This is a genomic window from Mycobacterium sp. IEC1808 (assembly GCF_002101935.1).
In the GTDB taxonomy this organism is placed as follows: domain Bacteria; phylum Actinomycetota; class Actinomycetes; order Mycobacteriales; family Mycobacteriaceae; genus Mycobacterium.
Map to the genome: position 1 here is coordinate 1 of NZ_LQPV01000034.1, position 14,173 is coordinate 14,173.

Sequence of the window (14,173 nt, forward strand, 5' to 3'; positions counted from 1 at the left end):
GGCGTCGGGGGCGGGGGCACGGGCCGCGCCGGCAGGGAGCTGACGGGCGGCGCGGGCAGGGGCGCGACGGTGGGCGCCGGGGGCACCTGGTGGTTCTCGATGCCCGACAACGTGTAGGCCACGCCGCCGATCGACGTCATGGCCACCACGGCGCACATCCCGATGACCAACTGCGACAGCCGCAGGCGCCGCCACGAGCTCTGTTTCGGCGGCTCGATCACGTTGAGGCGCATCGACCAGCCGGACCCGCCGTCTTCGTCGAAGGCCGTGGGGCTGTACGGCACCCGGATGTCGGGGCCGTATTCGGTTTGCGACCAGGCCAATTCGCGGTCGGTGAGCGCCTCGTCGTCGATCACCAGCACGTCGCCCGCCGGCAACTCCACGATTTCGCCGGCGGCCGCCGTGAGCAGGCCGATGGACGTGCGCGCCTGCAAATCGACCTGCTCCCCCCGGGACGCGATCTGCAACGCGCCGAGGGCGGCGGCGTGCGCCGGCTCCAGCGGGCTCACGACGGGTCGGCGGCCGTGCACCGAAAGGCGTTCCTTGACAAGGGGAATGCTGGCACCGCCGCCGACCATGACGACCGCCGACAGGTCGGACCAGCTCCTCTTGTGCCGGACCAGCATCTCGTCGAACGCGTAGATGAAGCCGGACAGCCGGTCCTGGATCAGGTCTCCTAGTTCGTCGCGCGTCAGCTTCATGGTGCACCGGCGACCACCGAGCTCGGCCGAGAATTCGGCCACCGTTTGGGTGGACAGCTGCTCCTTGGCCGCGCGGCACTGTTCCCGGAGCAGGCCGAGCTGGCCGACCGCGGCCGTGCTGGCCGGGTCCATCCCGCTGCCGTGCCCGAGTTCCTCGAAGACCTTGAGCAACAACGCCTGGTCGATTTCTTCGCCGGAGAAGGCGGTGTAACGCATTGTCGGTGTGAGGAGTTCGAAGTCGCCGGCGAGGCTGATCAAGGTGGCCGAGGTGCCGCCGCCACCGAAATCCAGCAGGCCGACCACGCCCGTCGCCGCGAGGCACAGCTCCGCGTTCGCCGCCGTCAGCGCCGCGATCGCGTCGGAGACCAGGCGGGGCGCCATGCCGCTTCGGACGAAGCCCAAATGCGTTCGTAGACCGTTGCGCAGCGCCTGCACCGTGCCGGGTTTCCAATACGCCGGGACGGCGATGGAGATCTCGGATGCGCCGGAGTCCGCCCCGGCGGCGGCCACCATGGCGTCCAACGCCTCCACCATGAGCAGGTCCGGGTCGTGAGCGGACCCGTCGGGCGACACCAGCGCAACCGAGTCGCCGACGCGCTCCACGAAGCCCCGCATGAGCACCCCGGGCTCGGACAACGGAGGGTTCGCGGAGTCTTCCACGGGCAGGCCGATTTTCGGCGCGCAGTGCGGATAAAGCGTCAGCACCGCACGGCGTGCAACCGGCGAACTTCCGTTTCGCGCAGCGACCAGGTTCGCGGTCCCGATCGACAACCCCACTGGGTCGTACATAGAGCGAGAACTTTCGTCTATAGAGGTCGGTGGCCAGCGTTAACCATAGCCGCGCGCGCACTGTATTCCGCCCGGCCACAGCCTCATTGGTATCCGGTCGATGCCGTGTCGTCACCGAAACGGTATCGACGATTCCCTTGACAGAGCGCGGTTGCTCAGATCACAGTAAGCGGCAGCGAACGCCTCGGCTCGAACTGGAATGTCGATCCGTGACTGACCTTGGCCACCTGCACCTCGGGCAGTTCCTTTGCCGCGGCGTCGGTTTCGACCAGCTCGGCGGTCCAGTCGGTCGTGGTGCCGCTGACCCGTACCTCGAGGTGGGGGTCGACCGCGGTGGCGATCGCCTGCAGCGGCTGCACGGATTCCGGTGAGCACAGCGAAATCCAGGCGCCGTCGTCGTGCGCCGGGGACCGGTGCACGAGCAGCCGGTTCTGCGCCGTTTCCGCGACGACGTAGCCCGCGGGGTTGAGCAGCGGGTGCAGCTCGAGCACCTGTCTTGTCCCCTCGATCCCGCCGGGCAATTGCAGCGCGCGGTGGATGCGCTCGGATGCCAGCCCGGCCAGGCCGGTCAGGCCGCGGGTGCACACGTCGACGGCCTGGGCGTCGTTGGCGGCGCGCGCCCGCACCGCGAGGGCGAACGACAGATACAGCAGGTGCATCTGCAGGCACACCTCGTCGGCCATGCGCATCAGCGCCGAGCGCGAGAACGCGGCGAAGTCGAAATCGGACAGCAACGGCCCGGAGTAATCAGACTGGCCCTCGTCGGAGCCATCGATCGGGTCCAATTCCCAAGCGGCGGTGCGTGTTTGGCGGATGACCTCGAGCGCCGGGATGCTCTGCGCCTCCGGGTGGGACTCGTCGATGATGACGGTCCACGCGCAGTGCGGATGCCGGTCCGCCGGCACCCGTGGCGGCCGGTGGATGGGGCGCATCTGCGCACGCGCGTTGGTCGCCACGGCGGTGGCGTCGAACGTCGGGTCCTCGATGGTGTGGCACATCCCGAAGACGTACTCGTCGCCCATCGGCTCCACGTCGAGCAGCGCGCCGCAGTGGTCGAGCTGGAACTCCCCGTGCCAGCGGTCGTGAATCGTGTAGCGGAAGTCCATGAATTGCGGCGGGGCGCCGATGTCGAGCTGCAGGCCCTTGAAGATGGTGGGCACGTCGTCGCCCTCGTAGTTCAGCGCCCGCTGCATGCGCTTGGTGTAGATCGGGCTGGCGCCGGCCCACTCCTCGATGGCGATCTGCACCATCTCCTCGCGGCCGAACTCCGTGATGCACCACGCCATGCCGGAGCGGTCGATCATGTGACCGATCAAGAGCAGTTCGGGAACCAGGACCGACAGCTCCTGGCGGGATAACCGCGCGTATCGGGATCCGGTCACCGCCCAAAAATAGACGGCTTTATGTTATAAAGTCAACAATGCCGATTGCCCCCACCCGCCGGACCAGCGCGCCGCGCAAGCGCGGCGATGACACGCGCACGCGGATCATCGACGAGACCGTGCGCTGCATCGTGGAGGAAGGGTTCGCCGCCGCCACCGCCAAGCACGTGGCCGAACGCGCCGGCGTGACGTGGGGGGTCATCCAGTACCACTTCGGGGACCGCAACGGCCTGCTGATGGCCGTCGTAGACGACGGCGTGGCCAGGCTGGTCGACAGCCTTTCCGCGGCCGACGTCAGCGAGCTTCCGTTGCGCGAGCGCATCGAGGTCGTCATCGACACCGCGTGGAGCTGTTACAGCAGCCCGACGTCGATGGCCGCCTTCGAAATCCTGCGCGCCACCCGGGGCGGGGCGTCGCGGCGCCACCTGATGGAGATGAACGCCGCGATCGGCCAGCTCGGCCGGCTGATCACTGACGACCCGGCCAATGCCGGTGTGGCCGAGGTCATTTGGGCCACCCTGCGGGGTGTGGTGCTGGCGCAGATGATCACCGGGACCACCATCGACTGGAGCCTGGAACGACGCGCGCTGATCGAGATGGCCACCCGCGCGCTGCAATGACGGTCCGGGACACTTAGGGCGACGTCGGCTCTCTCTATCACCGTGTGCTGCAATGTCGGGATGACCCCTCAAGAGTTCGCCGACATCGAAGCCATCAAGCAGGTGAAATACCGCTACCTGCGCGCGCTGGACACCAAGCATTGGGACGACTTCGCCGAGACGCTGGCCGAGGACATCACGGCCGACTACGGTCCGTCGATCGGCAACGAGCTGCACTTCACCAACCGCGCCGACCTGGTGGAGTACATGCGCACCTCGCTTCCCCTCAACGTCATCACCGAGCACCGGGTGACCCACCCCGACATCACCGTGGACGGCGACACCGCAACCGGCAGCTGGTATCTGCAGGACCGGGTCATCGTGGCCGACCTCAACTTCATGCTGATCGGCGCGGCCTTCTACCGCGACACCTACCGGCGCACCGACGCCGGCTGGAAGATCAGCGGAACCGGTTACGACAGGACCTACGACGCCACAATGTCGTTGGCGGGCTTGGACTTCAAGATCAAGCCCGGACGCGCGCTGGCTACTTCGTAATCGCAATCACCGCGCCGGGCTTCAGCCAGCGGATGATCTGCACCAGCGTGGCGTCGTCGATCGCCACGCACCCCTCGGTGGGCCCGCCGTCAGTGGTGTGAAAGAAGAACGCGGCACCGCCGCCGGGGGTCTTGTTCTTGTTGACACCCATCACGACCGCGTGCTTGTACTGCGGGATCTGCAGGTTCTCGCTGTCGGCCGTGTTGAACGGGCACTGCGCCTTCTGGCAGACCTGCATGCTGTTGAAGGTGGGGCTGTGGTCGTCGCCGCTCCACCAATGGTTCGGCCCGACTTGCGTATATGGAAGTCCCCCACCGGGATTGGGCGCCGTGCCGAAGGCGGAATCGAGGGTGTACACGCCCATCGGGGTGGCCGGCACTCCGCTGCGGGCCTGCGGCGCCATGCCCGCAGACCCAACGTGGGTGGGTATACCGGTCACCAGCGCCTGCCAACCGCTGGCGGTGCGTTGGTAGATATCCATTTTCGCGTTCGACCCGCCGGTGCTGACGACCGAAACCACCTGCGTGGCATTGCCGACGGAGTTCGCGAACCACGGAGTGGCCGCACCGCTCACCGGCGCCAGCACCAGCGCCGCGACCATCAGGCACACCGCAGCGCACAGCGAAGCGAGCAGTCGGCGCATGGATTCAATGGTCCGGCGACGCGAACCCCGAGGTCAAGTAAAGCTTTAGACCCGGTTGTGTCACTACGGTGTTACCAACCGGGCCGAAACACCCACAGGCACAAGAGGAAATAGAGGTATCCGAGCGACCACCCGGCCAGCACGTCGGACGGGTAATGCACGTTCAGCGCGACCCGGGCAATCCCGACCAACAGCAGGCTAAGTGCCGTCAGCGCGATCGCAGCGCGCCCCGCCGCGCGGCCGATCATCGGCAGCACGAACGCCAGCAGGGCGAGCAACGCCGACGTCGCCTCGAGCGCGTGCCCCGAGGGGAACGACGACGACGCTGCCGGCACCAGCATGGTCGCCGGGCGCGGGCGGTTCACCAAAGCCTTGGCCGCCGTCGTCACCAGTCCGCTCAGCGGCGCGCACGCCAGCAGCACCAGCGCCGCCCGCACCTCGCGCCGCATCAGCGCGACGACGGCGGCCACCGCTCCCAGCACCCGCAACGGCACCGGGCCCAGCACGAACGACACGACCTCCCAAAAGCGCACCCACGCCGGGTGCTTGACCGCGATCTCGCGCGCGGCGTCGAGCATCGACCAGTCGGCGCGAAGCAGCCAACCCCAATGCTGGCAGTAGCCCACCCACATCGCCGCGTAGACCGCGACGGCCGCCACCGCGACCCACGCGGCCGGGGCAATCCGGGGCCGGGTCATGAGTCCACCGATACCAGGGCGGTCATACTGGCATTCATGGCGGTCTTCGTCCGCAAGTTGCTCGGCATCGGCAAGTTACCCGCCGATCTGCACGCCCAGGTCGAGGCGGAGGGCCTGATCTACCTCGCCGACTATGTCGCGGTGACCCGGCGGTTCAGCGGCATCATCCCCGGCGTGCGGCTGCCGCACAGCGTCGCCAGTTACGTCGGCTCGCTGGCGTTCACCTCGGAGCGGGTGCTGGCGACGTTGTCCATGCTGCCGAAGCTGGCCGGGCCGACCGTCGACGCGCGCTGGGACGCGCCGCAGGCCGGCGCGGCCAAGGTCGAGATCTCGTCAACCGGGGTGCAGGTCGACGTCGACGTCAGCGAGGTGGACCAGAACTTCAGCGGCCACCTGTCGTTGCACTACAAGGTGGCCCTGGCGGACGACGTGCTGGCCGGCCTGCCGCGACGGTCGCTTGCCTTCGACATGCCGCCCGAGTACGTCTTCCGCGCGGTCGGCGTCACCTATAGTCCGTGAACGTCATCTTCGGCCAGGGCGGCTGGCGCAGCACCGCCAGGCTGGCGATCACCGCCGCCAACAGGCCGGTGAGCACGCCGATCAACGCGATCCGATTCTGATCTACCGCGGACACCCAGGACGCCTCGCCCCCGTGCACGACGAACACGCCGAGCGGCTTGGCAACGGGGATCACCGTGGTCCCATCGGCGGTCTCGTACGGTTCGCCGTAGACGCGCCCGTCGGCGCCGTCGGCGGACAACTGATCCAGCACGTCGGAAAACTTCATGGACCACTACGCTAATCCGGTTTTCCCTACGATGGCTGGCGTGACCGATCAGGCGTTCAGCCCCGAGGAGCGGCGCGCCGTGTATCGGGTGATCTCCGAGCGACGCGACATGCGCCGGTTCTCACCGGGCGCCGTGGTAAGCGAGGAGGTGCTGGGGCGTTTGCTGCAGGCCGCGCACGCCGCGCCCAGCGTCGGGCTGATGCAGCCGTGGCGGTTCATCCGCATCACCGACGACGCGCTGCGGCGGCGCATCCACGCCCTCGTCGACGAGGAACGCCCGCGCACCGCCGCGGCCCTGGGGGAGCGGTCCGAGGAGTTTTTGGCGCTGAAGGTCGAGGGCATCCTCGAGTGCGCCGAACTGTTCGTGGTCGCGCTCGGCGACGACCGCGACAAGCACGTGTTCGGCCGCCGGACGCTGCCGCAGATGGACCTGGCGTCGGTGTCCTGCGCGATCCAGAACCTGTGGCTGGCCGCGCGCGCCGAAGGCCTTGGCGTGGGTTGGGTTTCCCTGTTCGACCCGCGACGGCTCGCGGAGCTGCTGGCCATGCCCGACGACGCCGAGCCGGTGGCCATCCTGTGTCTGGGACCGGTGCCCGAGTTTCCGGACCGGCCGGCGCTGGAACTCGACGGGTGGGCCTACGGGCGACCGCTGCCGGAGTTCGTCTCCGAGAACCGCTGGGAATCGCGCCGATCGTAACGCCCGGCGACAACCTGGCGGCTGAGGTATCGTCGCCGGTCGAGGTGAGGCAATGACGGGCAAAGTCGCCACATGACAGCTAAAGAGAACGTGCTGATCGTGCACTGGCACGACCTGGGGCGATATCTCGGCGCCTACGGTCACCCGGATGTGTCCAGCCCGCGGCTGGACCGGCTTGCCGCCGAGGGCATCCTGTTCACCCGGGCCCACGCCACGGCGCCGCTGTGCTCGCCGTCGCGCGGGTCGCTGTTCACCGGCCGCTACCCGCAAAGCAACGGCCTGGTCGGCCTGGCGCACCACGGCTGGGAATACCGCAGCGGCGTACGGACCCTGCCCCAGATATTGGCCGAGTCCGGTTGGTACTCGGCACTTTTCGGCATGCAACACGAGACGTCCTATCCGAAGCGCCTCGGCTTCGACGAATTCGACGTGTCCAACTCCTATTGCGACTACGTGGTGGACCGCGCCCAGGAGTGGCTGCAGGACAGCGCCGAAAACCTCGCGGGCCAACCGTTCCTGTTGACCGCCGGGTTCTTCGAAACCCACCGGCCCTACCCGCGGGACCGCTACGAGCCGGCCGACGCGGCGGAGGTCGATACCCCGGACTTTCTCCCGGACACCCCCGAGGTCCGCGGCGACGTCGCCGACTTCTACGGCGCGATCGCCGCCGCCGACGCCGCCGTCGGCCGGTTGCTGGACACGCTGTCCCAGACGGGGCTGGACGCCAACACCTGGGTGGTGTTCTTCACCGATCACGGCCCGGCGTTCCCGCGCGCGAAATCCACGCTGTACGACGCCGGAACCGGCATCGGAATGATCGTCCGTCCCCCCACGGGCCGCACCACGGCGCCGCGCGTGTACGACGAGCTGTTCAGCGGCGTCGATTTCGTGCCGACGCTGCTGGAGCTGCTGGGGCTGCGCGTGCCGGCCGACGTCGAGGGCGTGTCCCACGCCGGTGCGCTGCTCGCGCCGCAGCCGCAGGCCGAACCGGTCCGCGAGCAGGTGTTCTCGATGAAGACCTATCACGACTCGTTCGACCCGATTCGCGCCATCCGCACCAAGGAATACAGCTACATAGAGAACTACGCGTCCCGCCCGCTGCTCGACCTGCCGTTGGACATCGAGGACAGCCCGTCGGGACACGCGGTGGCGCCGTTCATCGGCGGCCCGCGTCCGGAGCGCGAACTCTACGACCTGCGAACCGATCCCGCGGAGACCCACAACCTGCTTGCGACCGAAGACCCGGACGTCGACGCTGTCGCCGCGGATCTGGCTGTGCGCCTACATGATTGGCGTCAGCGCACCGGCGACGTCATACCGTCGGAGTTCGCCGGCGTGCGCATCGCGGTGCGCTACACCGAAACCTATCTGCGGATCCACCACATGAAGCCCACCAGCCGGTCGGCGATCGCCGTCGACCGCGGCATCGAGGAGTAGTTGGGGCCTACCCGGAGCGCTGGCCGCCGCCGACCTCGGCGACGATGAACACCCGGCGGAACGGGAAGATCGTCGTGCCGTCGGCCCGGGGCGGGTACGCGTCGTCCAGCAGCGGGATGAGCTCCCGGCGGAACTGTTCCCAGCCCTCGTCGTCGAGCCGCTCGCGCACCGGGACCAGCGCCGTTCCGGTAATCCATTCCAGCACCGGGTGCTCACCCGTCAACTGGTGCAGGTAGGTGCTCTCCCAGACGTCGACCTTGCATCCGGCGTCCAGCAGCAGGTTCGTGTAGGTCATCGGCGGCTGGACCACCGCGCCGACGCGAAACGGTATGTCGCGCATGAGTTTTGCGTACGGCTCGCGACGGGCCAGCGCCCGCACCGTCGCGTGTGAGGGGGTTTCGAAGTTGCCCGGGATCTGGACGCCGATCCACGAGCCCGGCGCCAACTCGCCGGCCCACCGCACCAGCAGATCGGCGTGCTCGGGCACCCAGTGCAAGGCCGCGTTGCACACCACCACGTCGGTGTCGGGCTTGGGCTTCCAGTCCCGCAAGTCGCCGACGACGGCGTCGATCCCACGTTCCTTGGCCGCGGCGACCATCTCCGGCGAGCTGTCCACCGCCTCGATCGCCGCCTCGGGCCACCGCCGCGCCAGGTACTTCGTCAGGTGACCGGGGCCGCAGCCCAGGTCGACCACCCGGCGCGCCTGCTTGGCGCCCACGCGCGACAGGAGGTCGTAGAACGGGCGGCTGCGATGGTCAGCAAAGGCCAGGTAGACGTCGGGATCCCACATGTCGGTCCTCCTGATCAACACCATCACGGCTCGAGCTGATAGGTAAACCGTATTACCGCATGCCGCCGCGGCAGCGACCGAGTGGGCGATAGCATCGCGTCTGTGACACCGACCAACCCGGATCCGGTCGCTCCCCCAGTTCCGGTACCGGATGTTCCCGGCGCCGACGTGCCCGCCGGCGCTGCGGGATTGCCGCCGCGCTCCGCGTTGTCGCCCCGTCAGCGAATGGTTGTCGAGGCGGCCGCCGTCTCCGATCTCGCGCTGCGCACCGCGGTCGCGTCGGTGCTGACGACCACCGTCACGCCGGCGGTGCTCGCCAGCGCGGTGCGCTCCGGCAGCGAACGCGACAGCCTGCGCTTCTACGCCGAGCTCGGCACCGAGCACGATCCGGCGAAGTCGTTTCCGGTGCCCACCGAGCCGCCCCGGGTGTCGTCGCGGCCGGCGAATCGGCTGGCGGAGTGGATCGCGCACGGGACGGTCGAGAACATCTCGTTCCCGAGCAGCTTCCGCGCGATCAACTCGGACATGCGCACGCGCTGGAGCGCGTTTGGATCGAACAACATCGTGCACGCGCAGCACTGGCGACATGCCGACGGGCCGCACCCGACGCTGTGCGTCATACACGGCTTCATGGGGTCGTCATACCTGGCCAACGGGCGGTTCTTCACGCTGCCGTGGTATTACCGCTCCGGCTATGACGTCCTGATGTACACCCTGCCGTTCCACGGCCCGCGCGCCGAAAGGTATTCGCCGTTCAGCGGTTTCGGCTATTTCGCGGGCGGGCTCTGCGGTTTCGCCGAGGCGATGGCCCAGGCCGTGCACGACTTTCGGTCCATCATCGACTACCTGCGCCACACCGGCGTGGAGCGCATCGCGCTGACTGGCATATCGCTCGGCGGCTACACCGCCGCGTTGGTGGCGTCGGTGGACGACCGCCTCGAGGCGGTGATCCCCAACTGCCCCGTCGTGACGCCGGCGACGATGTTCGACGAGTGGTTTCCCGCCAACAAGCTGATGGGCCTGGGGTTGCGGATGTCGAAAATCAGCCGCGACGAGTTGATCGCCGGGCTGTCCTATCACTCGCCGCTCAATTACCGGCCGCTGATCGATAAGGAGCGCCGGATGATCATCACCGGCCTCGGCGACCGGATGGCGCCGCCGGATCAGGCCGTCGCGCTGTGGGAGCACTGGAATCGCTGTGCGCTGCACTGGTTTCCCGGCAGCCACGTCCTGCACGTGAGCCAGCTGGACTACCTGCGCCGGATGACCCAATTCCTGCGCGAGGTCATGTTCTGACGGTTTCCGACAGCGGCGCCCGGTGCGCGCCGGCCTCGGGGGTGGGGCAGACCAGTTCGGCGAGCAGGCCCGCGGGTTCCTCGGTGTGCCCGTCAAGCCGTCGCGTCGACAGCAGCTCCAGCGCCGCCAGCGCCGGGAGGTGATCCCCGCGTTGCGGGATCAGCCCGGCCAGCGGGGCCGCGGCCGCCGGGGGCGTGTCGGTCACAAACGCGCACGCGGCCGCGACGGTGGGATGGTTTGCGTCGCCGGCGATCTCCAGCGCGGTCCAGGTCTCGCGCGCCTGGTGCGTCCGGATCGCCTCGAGCGTTTCGGGCAAGCCGTCGTCGACCCGGACCCGGTATGCCGCAACGTAATCCGAGGCGCCGCGCTGGACTCCCCGCCACGTCTCGCGCACGTTGGGCGCCAGCAGCCGCGGGGCGTCCTCGGTCGCAACGATGCCGGCGTCCCAGCCGATCTCGCGGAGGTGGTCGGCCAGTCGCCGCGCGGCCACCTGGGCCGTCTCGTGCAGCGGGATCCGGGGCGACCGCGCCCGCAGGGCCGCCAGGTTGTCGGCCGCCGAGATCGTGATCGCGATCCAGGTCTCCAGCGTCGAGGTGTCGGATGCGTTGCCGCGGTTGGTGATCCGGATCTTGTCGGCCCGGATGCCGTAGCGGTCCAGGTATCGGGCGAGCAGCGGCAGCGGCAACACGTCGGAGTCGCCGACGGGCGGCCCGAGCCGTAACAGCGCGGTCGCCGTTGTGGCAGAACCGGATTCGGGCACGGTCCCGCCGTTGCGGCGGATGATCGCAATCCGCCGGCGCAGGATCGTGGTGAAGTGCAACCCGCACCACCAGCCGAACAGCAGGATCACCACGGCCGCGGCGACGCCGAGCACCCAGTAGTCGCGCGGCGATCGCCACGGGTACGCGAGTACCGCGGGCACCACGGCCAGCAGCGCCAGCGTGATCCGGGCGGCGCCGGGGGTCGGTATCGAACGGCTCACGGGGTGCTCTCCTTCTTACGGACGATCGCGGTGATCGCGGCGACGGCCGCGACCACCAAAGCCAGCACGGCGCTCCCGACGAACGCCACGGTCCGCGGGGTGGTGTTCTCCGGCGCCGGTGCCGGCGGGGCGGCGACCGGCTTCACCGCGGCCGGATCGGGATGGTTGCCGCTGGGCAGGTCCCACGTCAGCGCGGCGACCGGGTCGACGCTCCCGGCGCCGACGACGTTGGAGGGCGCCCTGGCGCCGTTGTGCGCGGTCGCGGTGATGCGCCGCACCACCTGCGGGGCGCTCAGTTGTGGATACTTACTGCGCACCAGCGCCGCGACGCCGGAAACGTAGCCGGTCGCGTAGCTGGTGCCGCTGAGCGCGACCAGCTTCTGGTGGTCGTCGGGCAGGCCGTTGGCCAGCCCGCCGCCGTCGCGATTGCTCACCGAGACAATGCCTTCGCCGGGAGCCGCGATGCCCACCCATGGGCCGGCCATCGTGAATTTCGATGGCTGCCCATCCGGTGTCAGGGAAGCCGCCGACAGCACATACGGCTGCCACCATGACGGGATGGAGACCGACGTAACGCCCGACCAGTTACGCGGGTCGTCCGGACGGCTCAGGTCGGTGAGCTGATTGGATTCGCATGACGATCCGCCGGCCACAGATCCGGTCGATCCCGTGTTGCCCGCGGAGGCCACGATCACCGCGTCCTTGTCCACCGCCGCATACCGGATCGCCGCGCCCAGCGCCGCCTGATCAACGGTCCGGTCCCAGGGCAGGCAGGTGACCTCGGAGATGTTGATCACCCTGGCGCCCAGATCGGCCGCATGCACGATCGCGCGGGCCAGCGTCGCGACATCGAGGGCCGCCCGCGCCAAAAATGGGTCGCCGCCCGGCGTTTTCGGCGAGAACTTCGCCGACGTCGTCCTGATCGACAGCACCCGCGCCCCGGGCGCCACCCCCGCGAAGCCGTCGTCACCGGGCTGGCCGGCGATGATTCCGGCGACCAGCGTGCCGTGCCCGTCGCAGTCGGTGAGCCCGTCGGTCGTCTCGACGAAATCGCCGCCGGGGTCGACGTTGGGCAGGCGCTGGCTCGGCCGGACTCCGGTGTCGATGACCGCCACCAGTTGGCCGTCCCCGCGCGAAAACTGCCACGCGGCAGGAAAATTGAGCATCGCCTGGCTGGGCGTCACCGCCGCGGGGTCGCTGCCCGGGATGACCCCGGAGGCGCTGCAGGGACCGCGCTGTTCCATCGGCTGCCCGGGCCCCGGGGTCCCGCTGGGCGGCGGAACCGCGGGGTCCACCTTCGGCTGGTCGATGGCGAACGCCGACGGACAGGTCCACATCACGGCGGCCAGAGCCGCTGTAAGGCAGGCTATTCCGGTTTGGAACCGAATCATCGATTGAGCACCCAGGCGAAAAGACCGACCAAGTAGGCCATCACGGGGATCAGCGAGGCGTCGAGGCCGGCCGCGGCGAAGCCCACCAGCCGCCGCAGCGGAAGCGAATAGCTTTCCGGCGAGGCGATGCCCGGGTTAAGCGCCACCACTACCCAGGCCAGTGCCAGCGCGCCGAGCACCAGGGCCGCACCCAGGGCGGCGGGGTAACGCCCCGTCGCCGTGTAGAGGACCAGGAGGACACCCGCCACCAGGTAGGGCTGAGCGAGCAGCCAGGCCTTGCAGGCGGCCGAATCCCACACCCGGGCCCGGAGAACGGACGCCGCCGCGGTTGCGGCAACCACATACCAGCCCGCGCCCGCCAATGCCTCGGGACGCGGCGCGATCGCCACCGAACCCAGGACGCTGAGCAGCACCGCGGCGGCGATGAATCCGCTCTGATGGGCGTCGCCGATCCGTACCCGCCGCGGCAGGTCCTCGAGCAGCGCTAACGACGGCGCCGAGGGGGTAGGGTCGCCGGGCGCCGGGATGACCGGCAGCGGGAAGCGTGCCCAGGCCGCGGACAGCGGGGCGGCCTCGATGGTGACCAGCAGGGCCGCCGCGATCAGCCCGCAGCCGATGCTCAAAATCGGTAGGCGCCAAAGCAATTCGGCGCCGGCGGCCAGCAGCACACCGGCCCCGGTCACCGCGGTCGTGGTGAACACGCCGACGGTGCGTTCCCGCTCCGGGCCGGGGAGCAACAGGGCGATCAGCGACCACGCGGTGACGCCGGCCGCGGCCAGCATCAGTTGCGCCGGGCCGAATTTCCCGGGCACCGCCAGCGCCAGGGCGGCGGCGATGGGTAGCAGGGCCGCGATCGACAGCGCCATCCCGGTGCGCGCGGAACGTGGCGTGACGAGCAAGCCGGCGAGCGCGGTGAGCGCGGCGATCACGCTGACCGCGATCAGCCCGGCCAGCGCGCCGGTGGTGACCCGGTAGCTGACCCCCAGGCCCGTCGCCAGGAATGCCACGGCGATCGCCGCGGCCAGCGCACCACGCCGGATATGTTCGATGCCCCAGGGCCTCAACCGAGAGGTCGAGAAGATCATGGCCGCATCGGCGATGTCCTCCACGATGCCCGGCGCGGCCGGGCCGACGGGCACCGGCTGCAGCGCCAGTAGGTCACCGTCGACGACCCCGACGGTGTCCAGGCTGGCGTCCAGGCTGAACGGCGCCCCGCCGATGGGCGCCAGGCTCAGAGGGGAAACCGCACCGGTGTCGGTGGTGTCCTCTGTGTCACCATTCGTGGCCGAGGGGCCCGCCAACCGCTTGACCGCGGGCAGGATTTCGCGCAGCGGTAGCTCGGTCGGCAGGGCCATCTCCGTCAGCCTGGTGTCCGCGAGGATGGCCACGCGGACGACCGGCATGACGGCGCCGGACGTCACCG

General features: G+C 69.3%; 15 protein-coding genes. 6 read left to right on the forward strand and 9 right to left on the reverse strand.

Annotated elements, in window-relative coordinates:
* Positions 1-1,490: Hsp70 family protein (locus AWB92_RS19560; RefSeq protein WP_142282194.1), on the reverse strand; the 1,490-nt coding region annotated here is incomplete at its 3' end.
* Between the two features lie 155 nt (positions 1,491-1,645).
* Positions 1,646-2,872 carry a hypothetical protein gene (locus AWB92_RS19565; protein WP_085188611.1) on the reverse strand — a complete coding sequence of 409 codons (1,227 nt, stop codon included), beginning with the start codon at positions 2,870-2,872 and terminating at the stop codon, positions 1,646-1,648.
* A gap of 38 nt (positions 2,873-2,910) precedes the next feature.
* On the opposite strand from AWB92_RS19565, the gene AWB92_RS19570 reads away from it, so the two are divergent.
* Together AWB92_RS19570 and AWB92_RS19575 are read left to right on the forward strand one after the other, a co-directional pair.
* Positions 2,911-3,492 carry a TetR/AcrR family transcriptional regulator gene (locus AWB92_RS19570; RefSeq protein ID WP_085188612.1) on the forward strand — a complete coding sequence of 194 codons (582 nt, stop codon included), beginning with the start codon at positions 2,911-2,913 and terminating at the stop codon, positions 3,490-3,492.
* Positions 3,493-3,534: 42 nt separating this feature from the next.
* The gene (locus AWB92_RS19575) at positions 3,535-4,029 is read left to right on the forward strand and encodes a nuclear transport factor 2 family protein (RefSeq protein ID WP_068187994.1); all 495 of its coding nucleotides are present in this window, start codon (positions 3,535-3,537) and stop codon (positions 4,027-4,029) included.
* Here the strand turns inward: AWB92_RS19575 and AWB92_RS19580 are convergent.
* Entirely contained in the window at positions 4,019-4,672 is a 654-nt protein-coding gene (locus AWB92_RS19580; protein WP_085188614.1) for a L,D-transpeptidase, read from the reverse strand. The genes AWB92_RS19575 and AWB92_RS19580 overlap by 11 nt on opposite strands.
* 71 nt (positions 4,673-4,743) lie before the next feature.
* Positions 4,744-5,370 (reverse strand): phosphatase PAP2 family protein, encoded by a 627-nt coding sequence (locus AWB92_RS19585; protein WP_085188616.1) that lies wholly within the window; start codon positions 5,368-5,370, stop codon positions 4,744-4,746.
* A gap of 36 nt (positions 5,371-5,406) precedes the next feature.
* On the opposite strand from AWB92_RS19585, the gene AWB92_RS19590 reads away from it, so the two are divergent.
* Positions 5,407-5,889 (forward strand): hypothetical protein, encoded by a 483-nt coding sequence (locus AWB92_RS19590; protein WP_085188618.1) that lies wholly within the window; start codon positions 5,407-5,409, stop codon positions 5,887-5,889.
* Here the strand turns inward: AWB92_RS19590 and AWB92_RS19595 are convergent.
* The gene (locus AWB92_RS19595; RefSeq protein WP_085188620.1) at positions 5,873-6,157 is read right to left on the reverse strand and encodes a hypothetical protein; all 285 of its coding nucleotides are present in this window, start codon (positions 6,155-6,157) and stop codon (positions 5,873-5,875) included. The genes AWB92_RS19590 and AWB92_RS19595 overlap by 17 nt on opposite strands.
* Before the next feature lie 31 nt (positions 6,158-6,188).
* Between AWB92_RS19595 and bluB the strand changes: the two genes are divergently transcribed.
* Positions 6,189-6,854: a 5,6-dimethylbenzimidazole synthase gene (gene bluB / locus AWB92_RS19600; RefSeq protein WP_085188692.1), complete on the forward strand. Its 666-nt coding sequence runs from the start codon at positions 6,189-6,191 to the stop codon at positions 6,852-6,854.
* A 72-nt stretch (positions 6,855-6,926) separates the two neighbouring features.
* A complete protein-coding gene (locus AWB92_RS19605) occupies positions 6,927-8,291 on the forward strand; it encodes a sulfatase (protein WP_085188622.1) in 1,365 nt (454 codons plus the stop codon).
* 7 nt (positions 8,292-8,298) lie between these two features.
* Here AWB92_RS19605 and AWB92_RS19610 read toward each other — a convergent pair whose 3' ends face one another.
* Positions 8,299-9,081, reverse strand: coding sequence for a trans-aconitate 2-methyltransferase (locus AWB92_RS19610; RefSeq protein WP_068188004.1), 783 nt, complete (start codon positions 9,079-9,081; stop codon positions 8,299-8,301).
* 102 nt (positions 9,082-9,183) lie between these two features.
* Between AWB92_RS19610 and AWB92_RS19615 the strand changes: the two genes are divergently transcribed.
* Positions 9,184-10,377 (forward strand): alpha/beta fold hydrolase, encoded by a 1,194-nt coding sequence (locus AWB92_RS19615; protein ID WP_241523522.1) that lies wholly within the window; start codon positions 9,184-9,186, stop codon positions 10,375-10,377.
* Here AWB92_RS19615 and eccE read toward each other — a convergent pair.
* Genes eccE through eccD form a run of 3 tightly spaced genes read right to left on the reverse strand, consistent with a single transcriptional unit; the run spans position 10,367 to position 14,153 of the window.
* The gene (gene eccE, locus AWB92_RS19620; RefSeq protein ID WP_085188624.1) at positions 10,367-11,359 is read right to left on the reverse strand and encodes a type VII secretion protein EccE; all 993 of its coding nucleotides are present in this window, start codon (positions 11,357-11,359) and stop codon (positions 10,367-10,369) included. The genes AWB92_RS19615 and eccE overlap by 11 nt on opposite strands.
* Complete coding sequence (gene mycP, locus AWB92_RS19625; RefSeq protein WP_085188626.1) at positions 11,356-12,750, reverse strand: type VII secretion-associated serine protease mycosin; 1,395 nt, start codon at positions 12,748-12,750, stop codon at positions 11,356-11,358. Before mycP ends, eccE begins: the two co-directional genes overlap by 4 nt.
* A complete protein-coding gene (gene eccD, locus AWB92_RS19630; RefSeq protein ID WP_142282196.1) occupies positions 12,747-14,153 on the reverse strand; it encodes a type VII secretion integral membrane protein EccD in 1,407 nt (468 codons plus the stop codon). The genes mycP and eccD overlap by 4 nt, the downstream gene beginning before the upstream one ends.
* Positions 14,154-14,173 lie beyond the last annotated feature (20 nt).

Coding starts and splice junctions, on each gene's coding strand:
- AWB92_RS19570 (WP_085188612.1), top strand. CDS start 2,911: ATGCCGATTGCCCCCACCCGCCGGACCAGCGCGCCGCGCAAGCGCGGC.
- AWB92_RS19580 (WP_085188614.1), bottom strand. CDS start 4,672: ATGCGCCGACTGCTCGCTTCGCTGTGCGCTGCGGTGTGCCTGATGGTC.
- AWB92_RS19585 (WP_085188616.1), bottom strand. CDS start 5,370: ATGACCCGGCCCCGGATTGCCCCGGCCGCGTGGGTCGCGGTGGCGGCC.
- AWB92_RS19590 (WP_085188618.1), top strand. CDS start 5,407: ATGGCGGTCTTCGTCCGCAAGTTGCTCGGCATCGGCAAGTTACCCGCC.
- AWB92_RS19595 (WP_085188620.1), bottom strand. CDS start 6,157: ATGAAGTTTTCCGACGTGCTGGATCAGTTGTCCGCCGACGGCGCCGAC.
- bluB (WP_085188692.1), top strand. CDS start 6,189: ATGGCTGGCGTGACCGATCAGGCGTTCAGCCCCGAGGAGCGGCGCGCC.
- AWB92_RS19605 (WP_085188622.1), top strand. CDS start 6,927: ATGACAGCTAAAGAGAACGTGCTGATCGTGCACTGGCACGACCTGGGG.
- AWB92_RS19610 (WP_068188004.1), bottom strand. CDS start 9,081: ATGTGGGATCCCGACGTCTACCTGGCCTTTGCTGACCATCGCAGCCGC.
- mycP (WP_085188626.1), bottom strand. CDS start 12,750: ATGATTCGGTTCCAAACCGGAATAGCCTGCCTTACAGCGGCTCTGGCC.
- eccD (WP_142282196.1), bottom strand. CDS start 14,153: ATGCCGGTCGTCCGCGTGGCCATCCTCGCGGACACCAGGCTGACGGAG.